At 71.2% G+C, this 17,631-nt stretch carries 15 protein-coding genes; 5 read left to right on the plus strand and 10 right to left on the minus strand.

Annotated features, from left to right (window positions below):
- Positions 1-49: 49 nt before the first annotated feature.
- Positions 50-3,133: an AfsR/SARP family transcriptional regulator gene (locus OG598_RS08345; protein ID WP_328653864.1), complete on the minus strand. Its 3,084-nt coding sequence runs from the start codon at positions 3,131-3,133 to the stop codon at positions 50-52.
- A gap of 183 nt (positions 3,134-3,316) precedes the next feature.
- On the opposite strand from OG598_RS08345, the gene OG598_RS08350 reads away from it, so the two are divergent.
- Positions 3,317-4,051, plus strand: coding sequence for an AfsR/SARP family transcriptional regulator (locus OG598_RS08350; RefSeq protein ID WP_328655292.1), 735 nt, complete (start codon positions 3,317-3,319; stop codon positions 4,049-4,051).
- 47 nt (positions 4,052-4,098) lie between these two features.
- On the opposite strand, the gene OG598_RS08355 is transcribed toward OG598_RS08350, so the two are convergent.
- The gene (locus OG598_RS08355; protein WP_328653865.1) at positions 4,099-4,653 is read right to left on the minus strand and encodes a hypothetical protein; all 555 of its coding nucleotides are present in this window, start codon (positions 4,651-4,653) and stop codon (positions 4,099-4,101) included.
- A gap of 42 nt (positions 4,654-4,695) precedes the next feature.
- Positions 4,696-5,643: a hypothetical protein gene (locus OG598_RS08360; RefSeq protein ID WP_328653866.1), complete on the minus strand. Its 948-nt coding sequence runs from the start codon at positions 5,641-5,643 to the stop codon at positions 4,696-4,698.
- A gap of 236 nt (positions 5,644-5,879) precedes the next feature.
- On the opposite strand from OG598_RS08360, the gene OG598_RS08365 reads away from it, so the two are divergent.
- From OG598_RS08365 to OG598_RS08375, 3 genes are all read left to right on the plus strand, one after another.
- A complete protein-coding gene (locus OG598_RS08365; protein ID WP_328653867.1) occupies positions 5,880-7,754 on the plus strand; it encodes an adenylyl cyclase in 1,875 nt (624 codons plus the stop codon).
- Positions 7,755-8,122: 368 nt separating this feature from the next.
- A complete protein-coding gene (locus OG598_RS08370) occupies positions 8,123-8,269 on the plus strand; it encodes a hypothetical protein (RefSeq protein WP_181548476.1) in 147 nt (48 codons plus the stop codon).
- On the plus strand, positions 8,269-9,489 hold the full coding sequence (locus OG598_RS08375; protein ID WP_328653868.1) for a YeiH family protein: 1,221 nt from the start codon (positions 8,269-8,271) through the stop codon (positions 9,487-9,489). The genes OG598_RS08370 and OG598_RS08375 overlap by 1 nt, the downstream gene beginning before the upstream one ends.
- Positions 9,490-9,554: 65 nt before the next feature.
- On the opposite strand, the gene OG598_RS08380 is transcribed toward OG598_RS08375, so the two are convergent.
- From OG598_RS08380 to OG598_RS08405, 6 genes are all read right to left on the minus strand, one after another.
- The gene (locus OG598_RS08380) at positions 9,555-11,039 is read right to left on the minus strand and encodes an acyltransferase family protein (RefSeq protein WP_328653869.1); all 1,485 of its coding nucleotides are present in this window, start codon (positions 11,037-11,039) and stop codon (positions 9,555-9,557) included.
- 128 nt (positions 11,040-11,167) lie between these two features.
- Positions 11,168-12,328 (minus strand): non-hydrolyzing UDP-N-acetylglucosamine 2-epimerase, encoded by a 1,161-nt coding sequence (gene wecB / locus OG598_RS08385; RefSeq protein WP_328653870.1) that lies wholly within the window; start codon positions 12,326-12,328, stop codon positions 11,168-11,170.
- 6 nt (positions 12,329-12,334) lie between these two features.
- Positions 12,335-13,198, minus strand: coding sequence for a choice-of-anchor P family protein (locus OG598_RS08390; RefSeq protein WP_328653871.1), 864 nt, complete (start codon positions 13,196-13,198; stop codon positions 12,335-12,337).
- Between the two features lie 6 nt (positions 13,199-13,204).
- Positions 13,205-14,761, minus strand: coding sequence for a glycosyltransferase (locus tag OG598_RS08395; RefSeq protein WP_328653872.1), 1,557 nt, complete (start codon positions 14,759-14,761; stop codon positions 13,205-13,207).
- Entirely contained in the window at positions 14,751-15,293 is a 543-nt protein-coding gene (locus tag OG598_RS08400; RefSeq protein ID WP_328653873.1) for a hypothetical protein, read from the minus strand. The genes OG598_RS08395 and OG598_RS08400 overlap by 11 nt, the downstream gene beginning before the upstream one ends.
- On the minus strand, positions 15,290-15,439 hold the full coding sequence (locus OG598_RS08405; protein ID WP_088989215.1) for a peptidase: 150 nt from the start codon (positions 15,437-15,439) through the stop codon (positions 15,290-15,292). Before OG598_RS08405 ends, OG598_RS08400 begins: the two co-directional genes overlap by 4 nt.
- A gap of 188 nt (positions 15,440-15,627) precedes the next feature.
- Here OG598_RS08405 and OG598_RS08410 point away from each other — a divergent pair, with 188 nt between their 5' ends.
- Positions 15,628-16,674, plus strand: coding sequence for an LCP family protein (locus OG598_RS08410; protein ID WP_328653874.1), 1,047 nt, complete (start codon positions 15,628-15,630; stop codon positions 16,672-16,674).
- A 68-nt stretch (positions 16,675-16,742) separates the two neighbouring features.
- Here the strand turns inward: OG598_RS08410 and OG598_RS08415 are convergent, their stop codons facing one another.
- Entirely contained in the window at positions 16,743-17,606 is an 864-nt protein-coding gene (locus tag OG598_RS08415) for a TylF/MycF family methyltransferase (RefSeq protein ID WP_328653875.1), read from the minus strand.
- Positions 17,607-17,631 lie beyond the last annotated feature (25 nt).

A 17,631-nucleotide genomic window follows, 5' to 3' on the forward strand; every position in this document is an offset into this window, starting at 1 on the left:
CTAGTCGCGCTGAGCTGACCTGGAGCGTGACCGCCGCACGCTCTGGCGCTCAGCAGGCCGGCCGCAGCAGCGGCTCGGGCTCGGCGTCGCCGAGAAGCGCCCGGGCCTGCCGGGCCAGCAGGTGGTGCTGGGCCGCGAGGGCGAGTTGTTCGCCCATCAGGGCGTGCCGCGCCGCCTCCTGGGGCCGGCCGGCCGCCCGGTACGCACCCGCCAGGCCGAGGTGTGCGTTGACCTCGCCTCGGCGGTAACCGATCTCCCGGCCCAGCCGCAACGCCTGGTGCAGCAACTCGAGCGCCGGTGCCGGGCCGTGCAGGCCGAGCGTGGCGGTGCCGAGTGTGGAGAGGGCCTCCGCCTCGACCCGGCGTCGACCGACCGCGCGGGCGATGCTCAGACACTCCTGGGCGAGGCCCTGCGCCTTGGCATGGTACCCGAGGTCGACGTACGCGGCGGCGAGCTGGTCGAGATCGGTCGCGACGCCGTAGCGGTTGCCCACCTGTCGACGCAGCACCACGGCCCGGGTGAGGTGCAGCACCGCCAGGCTGGGCCGGCCGAGCGCGCGCACACCGACGGCGAGGTTGTGCAGAACGTTGGCGATGTCGTTGAGCGGCTGCTCGGCGACGCCGAGGGACGTGTAACCCTCCAGCGCCGACTGCTGGGCCCGGACCGCGTCGTGCACCTGGCCCAGCTCCAACTGCACGACGCCGAGGTTGCCCAGGCAGCTCCACTCGGCGTGCCGGTTGCCCACCTCGCGGTAGAGCCGCAGCGCCTGCGCGTAGCACTCGCCCGCCTCGGTCAGTTGGCCCTCCTCCCGGTGCACGATGCCGAGGTTGTTGAGAATGGATGCCTGACCGGCACCGTTGCCCAGACGCAGTTGGATGGTCAGAGCCGTCTGGAACCGCCGCCGCGCGTCGGCGTAGTCGGCCCGACTGGCGCTCAGTGTCGCCAGGCTCGACTGCATCGCGGCCACCCCCGGGTCGTCGCCCTCACGTTGGGCCTGAGCCAGGCCCAGCTCGACGACCTCGCGCCATTCGCCGTGCGCCCCGGTCTCCTGGAGGTAGCCGCGCATCCGGTCGGCGAGGTGCCAGGAGATCTCACGTGGGCCGTGCTGCGCCACGTGCCGGATCGCGCTGAGCAGATTGGCGTACTCGGCGTGGAACCAGCTCGGCGTCTCGGGTTGCGCGGCCACCGCCGTGCGCCGGACCGAGTCGGCGGGTCGGGGGAGGAACGCCATCCGGGGGTAGTTGCGCCGTGCCAGCGCGTCGGCGATGGCCAGGTACCCGTGGAACAGCCGCCCCAGGGCTTCGGCGCGCTGGTCGGCGGTGTCCTCGTGCTGGGACTGCTCCGCCGCGTACAGGCGGATGAGGTCGTGGGTCACGAACCGGCCGTCCCGGGCGGGGCGGACCAGGTGGCTGCTGGTCAGGGTGCGCAGCATGGCGTCCGCCGTGGACCAGTCGACGTCCGCCAGCGCCGCGAGGTCCTCGGTGGTGAAACAGTCGGTGGGGGTCGAACCGAGCAGTCGCAGCGCCCGCCGCTCGGCGCCGCCGAGCCGTTGATAGGACGGTGTGATCGCGGCGCGCAGCGCCACTCGGGGGTCGCCGGGCACGGAGAGGCCACCGAGTCGGTCTCCGTCCCGAAGTCGCCGCACGTACGCACGGGCGTCGTCCGGGCCGGTAGTGGTCAGGTTTGCCGCCACGATCCGCAACGCCAGCGGAAGGTTTCCGCAGAGCGCGGCAAGGTCCTGGACGACATCCGGCGCCACAGTGAACCCGTGATCCTGGAACACAGCGATGAGCAGGTCGGCCGCGGCGTCCGGGCTGAGCGGGTCCAGACCGACGGCCCGCCCACCGTGCAGCGCCACCAGCGCGCCGAGCGTGCTGCGGCTGGTCACGATCACCGCGCAACCGCCGGCGCCCGGCAGCAGCGGCTCGACCTGCTCCGCCGAGGCGGCGTCGTCCAGGACGATGAGGACGCGGCGACCGGCGAGCGCCGCCCGTAACGCGGCGGCCCGGGCGTCGGCGGTGGCAGGTTGGGCCGCTGGAGGCACGCCCGAGTAGGTGAGCAGCTCGGACAGGAGGTCGAAGGGGCGAGCCTGATTCTTGTGTTGGCCGCGCAGCCGCACGTACCACTGGCCGTCGGGGAACTCGTCGGCGAGTTGGTGACCCAGGTGGACGGCGAGGGCGGTCTTTCCGATGCCGGGAGCACCCGACACCGACACCAGGGGCAGGCGTCCCTCAGTGGCGGCGGTGACGATGGAGCGCCGGATGGCCTCGACTGTCGCGACTCGACCGTGCAGCACGCCGATGTCGGCCGGAAGCAACGACATCGGTGGCGCCGCGGGGGTGGCCGTGGCCGCCGCAGAAGGTGGTCGCCAGCTCAGCGCGGAGTCGGCGCGCAGCACGCGGTCGCGCAGCTCCCGCACCGCCGGCCCCGGGTCGACGCCCAGCTCCTCGGCGAGGATCGTGGCGAGCCGATGAAAGGCGTCGAGGGCCTCGGCCTGGCGCCCGTCGCGATACAGCGCGAGCATCAGCTGCGCCCACAGCCCTTCGCGCAGCGGGCTGCGGCGGGTCGCCTGCCGCAGCTCGGCGACGACCTCGGTGTGCCGGCCGAGGGTCAGCTCGGTGTCGAAGTAGACCTCACTGGCGCTCGCCCACCGCTCGGTCAGCGCCGGAACGTCCTCCCGGTGCAGCACCTCGGAGTCGACGTCGCCCAACGGGTCGCCGCGCCACAGCGCCAGGGCCTCCCGGAGCAGGTCGGCTCGGCGTTGCGGCTCGGCGTTGCGGCCGGCCGCCACGAGCGCGTCGAAGCGGGAGAGGTCGAGGCCGGCCGGGGGCAGATCGAGGAGGTAACCACTGGCGCGCGTCGCGATCAGCCCACCCGGGGGCCCCTCGATGGTCAGGGTGCTGCGCAGCCGCCGCACCAGCGAGTGCAGTGCGGCCCGCGCATGGGCGGGCGCACCGGTGCCCCAGACCCGGTCGACGAGCGCGGCCACACTCACCGTCTCGCCCCGGTTGAGCAGCAGCGTGGCCAGCAACGCCCGCTGGCGGTTGGCCGGGACGGGGATCGTGCGGTCGTGGCGGGAGACGCGCAGCGTGCCGAGCACGGCGAAATCCCACTCCACGAAAGCCCCCAGCATCGGGCCGACCACACATCTCACGCGCCGACCGAGAGCGACGGTAACACGACTGTCCGACAAGGCCGGTCGGTCGCGACCCACTGTGACCGCCCCGGTACGGGCCTCGTGACAGCGCGATGACAGTGCTTCGGCGACGCCCGCTGCGACAGTTCCATCGGCGACGAGGAGGAGCAGGTGACGCAGATGGAGTTCCGCATTCTGGGGCCGATCGAGGCCGTTCGGGCCGGTCGGCCGGTGCGGCTGGCCGGTCCACAGCAGCGCTCGGTGCTGGCCGCGCTGCTGCTGGCGCGCGGCCGGATGGTGTCGGTGGATCGGCTGGTACGCCTGCTCTGGGCCGAGCGGCCGCCGGCGACCGTGCGTACCCAACTGCGCAAGCGGGTCTCCGAGCTGCGCGGGGCGCTCGGCGCCGATCGCATCCGTTCCTGGCGCGACGGTTACGCGGTCCGGCTGGAGGCGGGTGAGCTGGACCTCGACCGGTTCCTCGACGAGGTGCGGCGGGCCGCTGTGCTGCGCCACGCGGGCCGGCCGGCGGAGGCGTCAGCCGCGTTGAGCACGGCTCTCGGCTGGTGGCGCGGGCCGGCGTTGGCCGACGGCACCGACGAGCTGACCGATTCGGAGGCGCCGCAACTGGAGGAGGCGCGGCTCGCCGCGATCGAGCAGCGGATGGCCGTGCGACTGGACCTGGGCCACCACCCGCACGTGGTCGGCGAGCTGATCGCGTTGGTCCGGCGGCATCCGTTCCGGGAGCGGTTGCGTGGGCAGCTGATGCTGGCCCTGCACCACAGTGGGCGGACCGCCGACGGCCTGGGTGTCTACCGGGACTGGCGGGCGGAGCTGTCGGCACAGCTCGCCATCGAGCCGGGGCGGGAGCTCCGTGATCTGCACCGTGCGCTGCTCGGCGGGGATGTTTCCTGCTGAGCGTGGTGGTGCCGGGGGGGGGCTGGATGCCCCCCCCCGGCTGGCCGTCATACGCAGGTGACCCACCAGTGGTGCGAGCTGATCTGGTTGTCGGCGGGGGTGCCGTCGCTGAACGCCTGGTAGCCGAGGGTGAAGTCGGCCCAGTAGTCGCCGCGCGACAGGCACATGCTGCCACCGGTGAGGAACGTCCCGGTGCGCATCCGTACCGAGTCGTACTCGTGCGCGATCCCGTTGTTCCAGACCGACGTGGCGATGTTGTCGAAGCTGTAGTCGCCGCCGCAGTCCCACTGGCCGGTGGTGGCGGCGCCGCCCGGGTTGACCCAGTTGTTCGCGTTGCCCGCCCAGGCGCACCATCGGCCACCCCACCAGGCGTGCTCGTAGGCGTAGAAGTAGCCGTCGCCCGCTGCCGCGGCCCGTGCGCCGTCGAGCGGGGTTCTCCGGGGCAGGTCGACCCGCTCGGCCCGGCCGTCGCGATCGGTCGGCGCGGCCTGGCTGGCCGACCCGACCGCGCCCGGTTGCGCGGGGGATGCGGCCGCCGGTGCGCCGGCCAGCAGCGTGGCGAGCATCGCGCCCCCCGCTAGGACCAGGTGGATACGTCTCATTTCATCCTCCTTCTCGCCGGGCGACCGTCGCCTCGGCGTTCGTCAGTGCTCGGCGGCGACCACGGCCCGGGCCCGGGGGACCGCCCCGCGCTCCAGCCGCTTCTTCGCCGCCACGTCCTGGTGGTACGCCGCCGTCAGCTCGTCGCCGAGGCGGACGTCCAGGGCCCGGGTCGTCGCGGCGAGGCCGTCCCGGGCGCACCGCGCCTCGGCGACCGCCGCGGCGATCTCGTCCGCCCGCCCACGGGTGCCGACGCTCTGCCGCAGCTGCTCGGGGGTGTCCACGGTGAATCCCTGCTGTCGCAGGCACCGCGCCCACGGCCGCAGCGCTGCCGTCCACGCGGGATCGGCGAGGACCCGGCGCTGCCGCAGGTACGTCAGGTCGGCGACCACCTTGCTGGAGCGGTACCACTCGGCCAGGTCGCCGTAGAGCCGGCGCTGCGCCTCGGACGTGCATCCCTCGGCGCTGCGCCGCATCACCCCGCCGGAGGGGAGCCGCGCCTCCAGTCCCTGCGGGCGGGCGCCGTTGAGTGCGGCCAGGTAAGCCTCCCGGCGCTCGGGGGACAGGCCGCTGACGTAGCGCTGGTTGGGGTCGGCGTGCCGACGGGCGTCGACCGCCTCCACCAGGTCCGAGCCGAAACCGTGTTTCCGCGCCCACGCGATGTCGTCGACGACGTACGGGAAGGAGAGCAGCCCGTCTGCCGGTGGCGACGTGCCCAGCCACATCTCGAAACCGGCGCGGGTCATGCAGTCGCGGGTGAGCAGTGACTCGGCGCGGCTCAGAACCTGTCGTTCCTCGGCGGTGACGGGGCCGGCGGGCGCCGGGTCGAACGAGGGTGTGCCGGCCGCCGCCGGTCCGGTCGGGGCCGCGCCGGGCCAGGCTCCGGCCATCGACGACGCGACAAGTGGCAGTGCGACGGCGACGACGGCGATGACCGCGACGACCGCCCGCCCTCGGGGCCCGACCGGTCTGGATGTCCTCCGTATCCGCATGAGTCGAGCAGACCAGCGCGGCGTTCCTTCTCCGTACCATCGGCGTACCGCGAGGACGGCCCCCGTCCAGATTCGACATTCGCGGTGCACGGCTGATGGCGTGCGGTCGATCCAACGGGTAGAAACATGTCAACCCCTGTGTCCCGACCGGATCCTCGGCCGGAGGGGCCAGAGAGCGCTCTCACCGCCCCCAGCTGCGCCGGAATCACGCCCGGCCAGCGGAGAGGACGAACCACATGACAGCCCCGTCCCGACGGGTTCGCCGGACCTCCGGTCGTACCCTCCTTCTTGCTGTGCTGGTGATCACCGCCGTCGCGGTGACCAGCACCGCCGCCAGCGCCGGCCGCCCGACGCACGGCGCACCCGACTTCGGCCCGAACGTGACGATCTTCGACCCGTCCATGCCGGTCGGCGAGATCCAGCAGACCCTCGACGCCGCGCACGCCCGGCAGGTCGACAACGAGATGGGCACCGAGCGGCACGCCTACCTGTTCAAGCCGGGCAGGTACGGCACGACCGCGCAGCCGTTGCAGGCAAAGGTCGGCTACTACACCGAGGTGTCCGGCCTGGGCGCCTCGCCCACCGACGTCACCATCAACGGCAAGCTGGAGGTCTACAACCGCTGCCTCGCCGACGGCGGCACCGGCAACTGCCTCGCGCTGGTCAACTTCTGGCGCACCCTGTCCAACCTCTCGCTCACCATCAACGCGGCCGGCCAGGACGACTGCCGGTCGTCGGCGAACTTCTGGGCGGTCTCCCAGGCGGTGTCGATGCGCCGACTGAACATCGGCGGCGGCGGTCTGTCGCTGATGGACTACTGCACCGCCGGCCCGCAGTACGCCAGCGGCGGGTTCATCGCCGACTCCCGGCTGCCGGCCACGACGAACGGTTCGCAGCAGCAGTGGCTGACCCGCAACAGCGAGGTCGGTAGCTGGTCCAACGCGGTGTGGAACCAGGTGTTCGCGGGCGTCGAGGGCGCGCCGGACGACGCCACGTTCCCCGACCCGCCGTACACCACACTGGAGACCACCCCGATCAGCCGGGAGAAGCCCTACCTCTTCATCGACGGCAAGGGTCGCTACCAGGTGCGGGTGCCCGCCGCGCAGCGCGAAAGCAGGGGCGTCTCCTGGGCCGACGGCATCACGCCGGGGCGCACCATCGGGATCGACGACTTCTTCATCGCCAAGCCGTCCGACCCGGTGCGGGTCATCAACAGCCAGCTCGCGCGCGGCAAGCACCTGCTGCTCACGCCCGGCACGTACGACATCGCGCGCAGCATCGAGGTCCGGCGTCCGAACACGGTGGTGCTCGGGATCGGGCACGCCACCCTCACCGCCGTGAACGGCGCGATCCCGCTGGACGTGGCTGGTGTGCCCGGGGTGATCGTCGCCGGTGTCACCATCGACGCCGGCCTCGTCGAGTCGCCGGTCCTGCTGCGGGTTGGCCGCCAGCACGGCCACGACGCGAGCAGCCCGCACAACCCGACCACGCTCTCCGACGTGTACTTCCGGGTCGGCGGCCCACACATCGGCCGGACGAACACCGCCCTGGAGGTCAACAGCGACAACGTGCTCATCGACCACACCTGGGTGTGGCGCGGTGATCACGGCGTCGAGGGCTTCACCGAGGGCGTCAACGGTGACACCGACCGCTGGCGCACAAACACCGGTCGCTACGGGGCCGTCATCAACGGCGACCACGTGACCGCGACAGGCCTGTTCGTCGAGCACTTCCAGCGCTACAACACGGTCTGGAACGGCGAGCACGGCACCACGATCCTCTACCAGAACGAGCTACCGTACGACCCGCCGACACAGGCCGACTGGATGAACGGCCCGGTCGAGGGCTGGGCCGGGTACAAGGTTGGTGACCGGGTGCGTCACCACACCCTGTACGGCGGCGGGGTGTACGTGTTCAACCAGAACAACCCGTCGATCCACACCGAGAACGGCTTCGAGGTCCCGAACCGGCCCGGGGTGCGACTGCACCACATCATGACCGTCAACCTCAGCGCCGGCACGATCGACCATGTGGTCAACGGCGTCGGGGACGCTGCCGACATGACCAAGGTCGGCGCTCCGGTCTACCTGACCCGGTATCCGACCCCGTAGCGGGGATCGGGCGTACCGACGGGGCCGGAGCCGGCAATGGCTCCGGCCCCGTCGTTCAATGGCGGGGGCGTCGGCTGAGAGATTCCGCGTCGACGGTCTTGAATTCCTATCGAGTCGGTAGGAAAATACGTGAATGCCGGTTGGTCCGCTCCTCACCTCGCGTCGGGTCGTCGACCTGATGCGAACCGCCAGCGAGCTCTGTCCGGGCGCACCGGGCACCGACTGAGCACCGCAGCACCGCACCCCTCTTCCGGCCGCACCGCCGGCTCACGCGTCGACTCGTGACCCGGCGCGGCTCCGCACGCTCGTCACCGCGCTTCTGACCGATCCGGCACGGCCGGATCGGTTCGCCACCATGGAGGTACGCCATGACATCGGACCAGCCACCGCCCACCCCGCCGACGGCCGGCGCGTCCCGGCTCGCGTTCAACGAGGATTGGGCGGCGACCATCCTCGGCCTGGCCCTGCTCGCCCTGGTCCTGCTGGGTGCCATCCCCGCCGGGCTGGTGCCCTGATGACCGCCGACGCGACCCGCACGGGCACCGAGCCCGCCACCGCCGACGCCATCGCCGCCGACGAACCGCCCACCGACAAGGTGGTCGAGCGCGACACGTCGTCGACCACCGCCGATCCCGTCGAGCCGACCAGTGTGGCGCGCGACGGGGCTTTCTGGGCCTGGACGGCGCTCGGCCTGCTGATCGTGGTCGGTCTCGCCGCGCTCACCCGCTACCTGGAGCAGAACGTCCCGGCCTGGGCCGAGGGCAGCGCCGTCGAGGACGTCGGCGCGGCGATCGAGTACCCGGTCTACGCGATCCTGCTCGGCCTGCTCGGCAACGTCGCCGTCACGCTGCTCGGGTGGCGGGACCGGATCGCCGCCGCGTTCCGGACCGAGTTCTTCATCAAGACCGGTCTGGTGCTGCTGGGGGCGTCGATCAACCTGGCCGTCATCGCCAGCGCCGCCGGCCCGGCGATCGCCCAGGCGATTCTGCTGATCAGCGGGGTGTTCCTGTTCACCTGGTGGTTGGCCGGCAGGTTCGGCCTCGACGACAAGCTGCGCGCGCTGCTCGCGTCGGCGGTGTCGATCTGCGGGGTCAGCGCGGCGATCGCCGCCGCAGGCGCCGTGCGGGCGCGCCGCGAGCAGTTGGCCTACACGGCGAGTCTGGTCATCGTCTTCGCGTTGCCGTCCATCTTCATCCTGCCCTGGTTGGCCGACGTGTTCGGGCTCTCCGACGCGGTGGCCGGCGCCTGGATCGGTGGCAACATCGACACCACAGCAGCGGTCACCGCGGCGGGAGCGCTCGCCGGTGAGGAGGCGCTCCAGATCGCCAGCATCGTCAAGGTCACCCAGAACGCCCTGATGGGTGTGGTGGCGGTCGCGCTCACCGCGTACTTCACCCTGCGGGTGGAAAGACGGCCGGGCGCGGCCCGACCGGGCCTTGGTGAGCTGTGGACGCGGTTTCCGAAGTTCGTCCTCGGCTTCATGGCGGCCTCGATCATCGCCACCTGGTACCTCGACGCGGCTGGCGCGGACGGCAAGGCCACCATCGCCGTCGTCAACGACCTGCGCGTGTGGTTCCTGATCCTGGCCTTCGTCAGCATCGGCCTGGAGGTCCGGGTCGCGTCGCTGCGGGAGGCGGGTTGGCGACCGGTGGCGGTGTTCGCCAGTGCCACGGTGTTCAACCTGGCGTTGGCGCTCGCCCTGGCGTCCCTGCTGTTCCGCAACTTCTCGGCCTGAGTCGGCCGGCCGCCCCTGGGGACGGTGATGGGGCCGGAGCCAGGCTGGCTCCGGCCCCATCGCGATCAGCGGGGTGGTGTCGTCGAGGTGGTCGGCGCACGGTGTGACCGACCCGAGCGGGAGTGCGAGGTGGGCGTCTTCACCGGGTCGAACGGAAGGTCCTTCCTGGTCCGTTCGGGCACCGCCAGGAACGACGCCGCCGTCTCGGTGGGCCGCTTGGCGCGGCGCGGCGTGGCTGCCGTGGCCGGGGTGCTCTTCGTCGACCAGCTGTGCCGGCCACCGGCCTTGTGCCGGCCGGTGCCGGTGGTGCCGGTGCGCGCCTCGGCTCCCGCCACGGTCACCGGGCTGGGTATCAGTACGGGGCGAGGGCTGGCGGTGCGGCCCGCGCGTCGGTGCCGTGCGCGTCCGCTGCCGGTCTTGAACCCGAGGGCGGGCCGTTCCACCAGGTGCCAGGAGAGCACGGCGCACAGGAGGGCACCGAGCAGGCTCAGCACGATGTAGCCGAGCATCCCGAATCGGGCCCCGCCGAGCAGGGCGATCATCTGCTGCACCGGGAAGCCGTAGATGTAGATGCCGTACGTGTAGTCGTGCCGGCGGCTGATACCGGACAGCCGCTTCGGCAGCGCGACGGCGGCGAAGAGCACCAGGTAGGCGAACGCCGGCACACCCACAGCGAAGAACCCGCCCAGCCACAGCGAGCCGACCAAGGCGACGCCGGCCAGCACTCCCAGCTCTCTGGTCACCGGAATCCGGTGCGCGTACAGGCGGGCGGCGGCGCCGAGCAGGAACAGGAAGCCGAGCATCAGCATCCAGTCGGCGGCGAAAGCGCCGAGCAGCGGGAACGGTCCGATCGCGCCGTGTTGCGGCGGGCGGGAGCTCCAGGTCGGCGCCGTGAAGAAGTCCCGCAGGACCAGGGCGTAACAGACGGCGGTGAGGACGAGCACCGCGCGAGGTGCCCGGTGCAGCACCGAGGTCACCACGAGGATGCCGACGATCCCATAGAACGCCAGGTCGTATCGGAGGGTCCACAGTGAACCGTCGAACGCGCTCGGCCCGCCGACGATCTGGCCGTACGGGGTGTCGGCCAGCAACCCGGAGATGGGGAACTGTTCCATCGAGGCGAGGACGTTCGTCGTGACGTAGTCGATGGGCCCCTCAGGGTGCCCCCAGAACCCGTCGAGGTTGCCGTTCTCGTGCAGCGCGACCAGCGGCGCGAAGACGAACGCGGTGACCAGCAGGCAGGCCCACAGCCCGGGGAAGACCCGCAGCAGGCGGGCGCGGACGTACTGGCGCAGCGTGGAGCGCAGCGCGCTGTCGGTGATGAGGAATCCCGAGATCAGGAAGAATCCGTACAGGCAGAGGGTGCCGAGGTCGCTCTGTCGGCCGAAGGTGCCCGCGCCGAGGTTGTGCTGGCCGAAGCCGAGCGGCCCGGCGTGCGCGACGATCACGCCACACGCCATCGCCAGGCGAAGGACGCCGAAGGCGTTGTGCTGGGCGGAGTATCTGCCCTGCAGCGTCGCGGAACGCTGCCCGTTCAACTTCGCCTGCACCTGGAAACTCCTCTGATCACTGAACTGTTTGGACCGACGGATCGGAGCGCTGCCGATCGATGTGCCAATTATCAGTGGGTAAAGGAGATTTGTCCGGAAATTTGGATGATTGTCCAGATTGGCGGACGTCAGCCGATGGCGGCGGCGGTGCGGCGACGCTGCACCACCCGACGGGCCGGTACGTTCAGCAGCCCTGCCAGGGCAACGACCGAGCGGTCACTCGCCCGCCCGTCGCCGAACGGCGAACCCACGACGGCGGTCCGCCCGCTGGCAAGGTGGCGGAGCCCGGCCGACAGGAGCAGTTCGGGATCGGTGCCCACCAGCTCGCCGCGGCCCGGCGTCAGGGCCTCCGGACGTTCCGTGGTGTCCCTGGTGACCAACAACGGCACCCCCAGGGTGGCGGCCTCCTCCTGGAGCCCGCCCGAGTCGGTGACGACCAGGTCGGCCGCCCGCAGCAGCCCGACCATCTGTGGATAGGGCAGCGGTGGCGTGACCCGGGCGTTGGCGACGCCCGCGAGGCCCGTGGTGACCTCCGCGCTGAGTTGCGGGTTCGGGTGGGTGACCATCACGATCTGGGTGTCGGGGCACGCTCGCGCCAGGCGACGGAGCCCGTCGACAGTGGCAGCCACCCCGTGGCCCCAGTTCTCCCGTCGGTGCACTGTGGCCACCACCAGCTTGCGGGCCGGGTCGACCCAGTCCGGCGCCTGGGCCATGCCGCGCGCGACCAGGTCGTGAAGGGCGTCCACGACGGTGTTGCCGGTCACCACGATCGCGCTGGAGCTGATGCCCTCACCGATGAGGTTCGCCCGGGCCGCCTGGGTCGGCGCCAGGTGCAGCGCGGCGATCCGGGCGAGCATGGCCCGGTTGGCCTCCTCCGGGAACGGCCGGTCCAGGTCGTTGGTCCGCAGTCCGGCCTCCAGGTGGATGACCGGGACGTGCCGCCAGAACGCGGCCGTCCCGCCGGCCAGGGCGGTCGTGGTGTCCCCTTGCACCACGACCGCCGCTGGACGGTGGTGTGTGAGCAACTCGTCGATGCCCGTGATCAGTGCCGCCGCCAGTTCGGCGAGCGAGCCGCTACGCCGTTGCGGGCGCAGGCTCACCTCCGGGCGGAGACCGAACGGGGCGAGTGCCTCGGCGACGCGTCCCGGCTGTTGACCGGTGTCCGCCACCCGTACCGTGAACCTCGGATCATCGAGGAGACGGCGGATCAGAGGCGCGGTCTTCACTCCTTCCGGCCTGGTGCCGGCGAGGATCAGGACCTCTCGCGGTGTCGAGCTGCTCGCACACATGTCGGGTCAGCTCCTGGCAGCCGCGCGGCGACGCCGGTAGAGCGAGAACCCGCCGGTGGTGCCGGCCACGAGCGCGCCGAGACCGAGCGCGAGCGGCGCCCCGGCGAGCGGGATCACCGGAATGGGGGGCGCGACCGCGTTGGCCCCGCAGCTCGACGTGCCGATGGTCACTCCCGCCAACGCGCCGCCGAGCGCCGTCAGGTTCAGCGCCGTGACGGTGAGCTGACCCACGCCGGAGGTGGTCTGGCCATTGAGGGTCAGGTCGATCAGACCCGGGATGCTCAGGCCGGTGTTCGGCGCCGGGTTGACCGGCAGGGCGAGCAGGGTCGTGTCGACGCCCAGGATCGTCGAGACGATCCGGGCGTTGACCAGACTCGCGGTGCCCGTCGCAGAGGGGCTGCTGGTGGCCTGGCACGACGAGTAGATGGCGTCGGCGACGAGTGAGATCGAGGCGAGGCCGCTGGTGCCGAGGGTCAGCGTCACCCCGGCACCCGGCGTGACGAGGCACGACCCGCCGGGACCGATGGTGATCGAGCCGCCGGTGCCGAGCACACCGGCGCAGGCCGCCGACGTGCCGTCGTTGAACGCCCGGACGTTCTGGCCCAGCACGCCCGCAGTGATGACGGTCTGCCCGCCGAGCACGGCCAGCGGGGGATTCTGGTTACCGGAGATCGACTCGGTGGTGCCGTCGTTGGTGGCCGACGCCGTGCCGGAGCTGGCGAGGCCACCACCGAACAGGCTGATCTGAAGCGCCGAGGCGGAGGACTGGGAGGTGTCGGCCATCGCCGGAGAGGCCGCCAGGACGACCATGGCGAGACCACCAGCCAGCACCGCGGCGGTGCGGGCGAGACCGGATCTAACTCGTGGCATAGATGTCTACTTTCTGGTGTGGGCGATTGCGGGGCGGTCTGTGGTGGGGGTGGTGAGGTGCGAGAGGTGGCTGAGGTGCCGGGGCGGTCGGATCGACCGTGGCCCGTCGTTGCGACCCGACCGGCGTGCCGGTTGGGCCCGGCGCGGCTGGGCCGGCACGGCGGCCCGACCCACGGCCGCCTGGCCGACGGCCACTCGACCCACGGCCCGAGCCGGGGCCGGTTGGGGCTGCGGATCGGCGGCACGGGCGGTTTTCTGCCAGTCCGTGCGGGCCGTCACCATGCGGGCGAAGGCCAGCCAGACCGCCAGTGACTGGGCGTAGCTGTAGAGCCAGTGGCAGACGCCGAGCAGCAGGGCCTTGGGTATCGAGAGCTGCGGCTCACAACGAATCCGGTAGACGATGCCCCACAGGGCGAAGGGTCCGATGCCGAAGACGAGCACCAGCGGGGGTACGCCCCAGCCGCCGCTGTTCCACCAGCCGCGCAGTCCACCCATGGTGTTGTCGATGTAGTAGGACATCACCACCAGGCAGGCGACGTAGATCGGTGTGCCGAGCAGTTGGGTCCACGGTGCGGCCAGGAAGTGGGCGATCTCCAGTGTGGCCGAGTTGCGGATTCGCGGCGAGCGCAGCACCCTGCCGAGGTAGCGGCCACACTGCATCGACCCCTGGGCCCAGCGGGTGCGCTGCCGCACCAGCGGGCGGATCCGGGTCAGCGCCTCCTGGGCCACCCAGCTCTCCGGGCAGTACTCGGTGCGACCGCCGGCCAGCAGGATGTGCAGGCCCAGCTCGAAGTCCTCCAGGAGGGCGCCGTGCCACGGTGTGCCGTGCTGGTCGGCGATCTCGTTGAGCAGGGACAGCCGGGTGAACTGCCCGTTGCCGCCCATCGCCACGCTGCCGGTGCGTCGCCGCAGCGATTGCATGGCGGCGATCGGGGCGCGGAACTCCATGTCCTGCAGCCGGATCAGCAGCCGTCCCCAGGCGCCGACCTCGGTCGGCTGCGCGTACCGGCGCGGCGCGCACTGGAGCATCCGCACCTCCACCTGTACCGCGCCGACCTGCTCCGAACCGAAGTACTGACGGCCGGAGAGGGCGACCGGGCCCTGGGGGTCGAGTCGGCTGTCCGCGTCCAGGACCCCGACGATCACCCGGGTACGGTCCGCGTTGGCGGGCAACGACTGCTCGATGCGTCGCCAGGCGGCGTTGAGCGCGGCGCCCTTGCCCTGTCGCGCGTCCGGCAGTTGACGCTGGACCACGTGCACCCGCGGTTGGTCGGTGAACGCGGCCAGTTCGGCCAGCGTGCCGTCCTCGGAGGCGTCGTCGACGCACCAGACGGTCGCCTGCGGAAAGTCGCAGAGCAGACGCCGCACTGTGTCGCGGATGACCGACGCCTCGTTGCGGCACGGCACGATGATGTGCCAGTCGAAGCCGTCCGGGCTGCCGCCCCGACTACGTCCGCTCTTCAGGTGGAACACCAGGATGCTCAGCACGTACGCGCAGAAGCTGACGCACAGCAGGAACGCCGCGGTGTTGAGCAGGGCGAGCGACTGCGTCTCAGTGGACACCGGCGACCGTCCCGGAGATCCGCTTGGTCCGGCTGACCAGGACCACGAAGAGGATCGTGACGGCGATCAGACCGGCGGTCGTGATCACCGAGCCGATCAGCACGTGGCTGCGTTCGTAGCCCAGTTTGAAGCCCCAGGTCTGCATCGAGACCACCACCGCGCCGAGTCGGACCTGGTTCACGGTGACCAGCAACACGACGGCCATCGCCAGGGCGTTGAGTCCCCGCGTCAGTGAGATGCGGCGGAACCCGACCAACGTCGACGCGAGCACGATCGGCGGGATCAGCAACATGGCGACCGAGCAGCCGCTGGAGACCATGAAGCCGACCCAGCGCTCGTCCAGTGGGAAGATCACGGCCGCGCCGATGGATTTGGTGTCCGCCAACCCGACGGCGTTGACGAGATGAGCGTTCAGCCACGCCTCCGCGCTGGCGATGTCGTGCCACCGCCAGAGCATGGCGACGGCGGCGGCGACTCCGATCAGGCCACCCGCGCTGGCGCGCAGCCACGACCCGCGTCGGGGACCTGTCATCGCTCGCGGCCCAACATGGCGACGAGCCACAGTGCCAGACCCAGCACTACCAGCCCGACGCCGACCAGCAACCAGGACTGAACAGCAACCCCGGTGGCGGCAAGGCCACCTCCGATGTGTGGCCCCTTGGTGGGTACTCCGTACATGCCAACTCCCTCCGTAACTCGAAGGCCAGAATGGCATCGCAGAATCGGGCAAAGAGGATAAAGCGGCATAGAAACCCTAAAGAGTGATTAAATGCTTCATGAGTGTGGCAGGCGGGTGACCCGAACGGCTGCATCCCTTGCCCCGCAACAGGTTCAGCGTCCCGAGAGTTCGTGCAGAGGTGGTCAAGATGGTGACCGGTATCCCCGGCCGCACGGTCACGCCGGCGCCGTCGAGGTGGCGGGCGATGGTCGGCTGGAAGAAGGCGGGCCTCGCCCTGGTCCTGATGTTCGGCGTGCTCTGCGCGGGCCTCGTCACCGTCGGCTTCGGCCTGAAGCACCGGTACGAGAGCCGGGTGCAGCGCGAGGACATCCTCGGTCAGGGCACCCACGACGAGCGCCGGTGGGAGTCGGGGCCGCTCAATCTCCTGCTGCTCGGGTCGGACTCCCGCGACGGCGAGCCGGACCAGGCTCTCTACCCCGGGCAACGGTCGGACACGATCATGCTGGTGCACGTCAACGCCGCCCGAGAGGCGGCCACCGTCGTCTCCATCCCCCGGGACAGCTACGTCGACGTGCCCGCGGCGGGGCAGACCTGGGCCGGTGGCCCCAACAAGATCAATGCCGCGTTCGCGTTCGGCGGGGCCGCGCTGGCCGCCGAGACGGTCGCCAAGCTCACCGGGCTACCACTCGACGGGGTGCTGGTGGCCAACTTCGCCGCCGTCCGCAAGCTGGTGGACGCGGTGGAGGGCATCAACGTGTGCCTGCCGTACACCGTCAAGTCCTCGGACACCGGCGCCACCTGGCCCGCCGGGTGCCACGACCTGGACGGCAAGGCGGCCGACGACCTGATGCGGCAGCGGCACGGCGTGCCCGGCGGAGACTTCGGCCGCATCTACGACCAGCAGCTCGTGGTACGCGCCCTGGCCGAGCGGGTCACCGCGACGAATCTGCTCACCAGCCCGACCCGCCTCGACCGGGTGCTCACCACCGCTGCCGAATCGCTTGTCGTCGACCGCGACCTGAACCTCACCGACCTCGCCCTCGTGCTGCGCAAGGTGAAGCCGGAGACGGTCCAGTTCGTCACCGTCCCGTTCAGCGACGCGAACCTGCAGACCCCGGCCGGGTCTGCCGTGCGGCTGGACGAGGTCCAGGCCCCGGCGCTCTTCGCCGCCCTGCGCGAGGACCGGGTGGCGCAGTGGGTCGCGGCCAACCCGCAGACGCCACCGGCCAACTGAGCACGGGTACGAAGACGGCGGGTGGGAGGTCCGGGGACCTCCCACCCGCCGTCACTGACGGCCCAGGTCTAGCGCGACCGCCGCCAGTAGCGGCAGGTCCAGTCCACCTGGTGCAGCTCGTCCTCGATACCGTGCTCGCCGCGGAAGTCGTCGACGGCCTGCTTGCAGCCGCGTACCGCGTGGTAGTCGTCGATGATCACGTAGCCTCCGACGGAGAGCTTCGGGTAGAGCGAGCGCAGCGCCACCATCGTCGAGTCGTAGAGGTCCCCGTCGAGACGCATCACCGAGATCTGCTCCACCGGCGCGGTCGGCAGGGTGTCCGAGAACCAGCCCTTGAGGAACCGGACCTGGTCGTCGAGCAGCCCGTACCGCTCGAAGTTCGCCTTCACCTGCTCCAACGACACCGCCAGGAAGGGCACCTGCCACAGCGCGTCCTCGACGTCCTCGACCCGATGGGGAGCCGGCTTCGGCAGGCCGCGGAACGAGTCAGCGACCCACACCGTCCGGTCCCGGTCGCCGTAGGCGCGCAGCATCCCGCGCATGAAGATGACCGCCCCGCCCCGCCACACACCTGTCTCGATCAGGTCACCGGGTACGCCCCGCTCCAACACGTCCTTGACGCATCGTTCCAGGTTGTCCAACCGCCGTAGCCCGATCATGGTCTCGGCCTCCGGCGGCCAGTCCCGCCCGGTGGCCCGCGCCTCGGCGTCGAAGGGGAACTGGAGCACCAGCTCCAGGCCCTTACGTCGCAGCAGGTGCCGGCCGCGCTGGAGGATCCGGCCGTGCAGGGACCCTTGGCGTGGCTGGTAGGGCATCCACGTCTCGCGGAAGACGTACCGGGTCAACGCCTTCTTGAGCAGGTCGCAGTAGAGGGCGCGGGGGTCGTCCAGCGACGGCTCGGACGCCTGTGTGGGTATCAACATCTCGCTCATCGGCCTGTCTCCTTGTCAGTGTCGT

Source organism: Micromonospora sp. NBC_00330 (assembly GCF_036136635.1).
GTDB classification, from domain to species: domain Bacteria; phylum Actinomycetota; class Actinomycetes; order Mycobacteriales; family Micromonosporaceae; genus Micromonospora; species Micromonospora salmantinae.

Excerpts from the sequence above, each read along its gene's own strand:
- OG598_RS08410 (WP_328653874.1), top strand. The coding sequence starts at position 15,628 with ATGGTGACCGGTATCCCCGGCCGCACGGTCACGCCGGCGCCGTCGAGG.
- OG598_RS08415 (WP_328653875.1), bottom strand. The coding sequence starts at position 17,606 with ATGAGCGAGATGTTGATACCCACACAGGCGTCCGAGCCGTCGCTGGAC.
- OG598_RS08405 (WP_088989215.1), bottom strand. The coding sequence starts at position 15,439 with ATGTACGGAGTACCCACCAAGGGGCCACACATCGGAGGTGGCCTTGCC.
- OG598_RS08360 (WP_328653866.1), bottom strand. The coding sequence starts at position 5,643 with ATGCGGATACGGAGGACATCCAGACCGGTCGGGCCCCGAGGGCGGGCG.
- OG598_RS08370 (WP_181548476.1), top strand. The coding sequence starts at position 8,123 with ATGACATCGGACCAGCCACCGCCCACCCCGCCGACGGCCGGCGCGTCC.
- OG598_RS08400 (WP_328653873.1), bottom strand. The coding sequence starts at position 15,293 with ATGACAGGTCCCCGACGCGGGTCGTGGCTGCGCGCCAGCGCGGGTGGC.
- OG598_RS08390 (WP_328653871.1), bottom strand. The coding sequence starts at position 13,198 with ATGCCACGAGTTAGATCCGGTCTCGCCCGCACCGCCGCGGTGCTGGCT.
- OG598_RS08350 (WP_328655292.1), top strand. The coding sequence starts at position 3,317 with ATGGAGTTCCGCATTCTGGGGCCGATCGAGGCCGTTCGGGCCGGTCGG.
- OG598_RS08345 (WP_328653864.1), bottom strand. The coding sequence starts at position 3,133 with ATGCTGGGGGCTTTCGTGGAGTGGGATTTCGCCGTGCTCGGCACGCTG.
- OG598_RS08365 (WP_328653867.1), top strand. The coding sequence starts at position 5,880 with ATGACAGCCCCGTCCCGACGGGTTCGCCGGACCTCCGGTCGTACCCTC.
- OG598_RS08355 (WP_328653865.1), bottom strand. The coding sequence starts at position 4,653 with ATGAGACGTATCCACCTGGTCCTAGCGGGGGGCGCGATGCTCGCCACG.
- OG598_RS08375 (WP_328653868.1), top strand. The coding sequence starts at position 8,269 with ATGACCGCCGACGCGACCCGCACGGGCACCGAGCCCGCCACCGCCGAC.
- wecB (WP_328653870.1), bottom strand. The coding sequence starts at position 12,328 with ATGTGTGCGAGCAGCTCGACACCGCGAGAGGTCCTGATCCTCGCCGGC.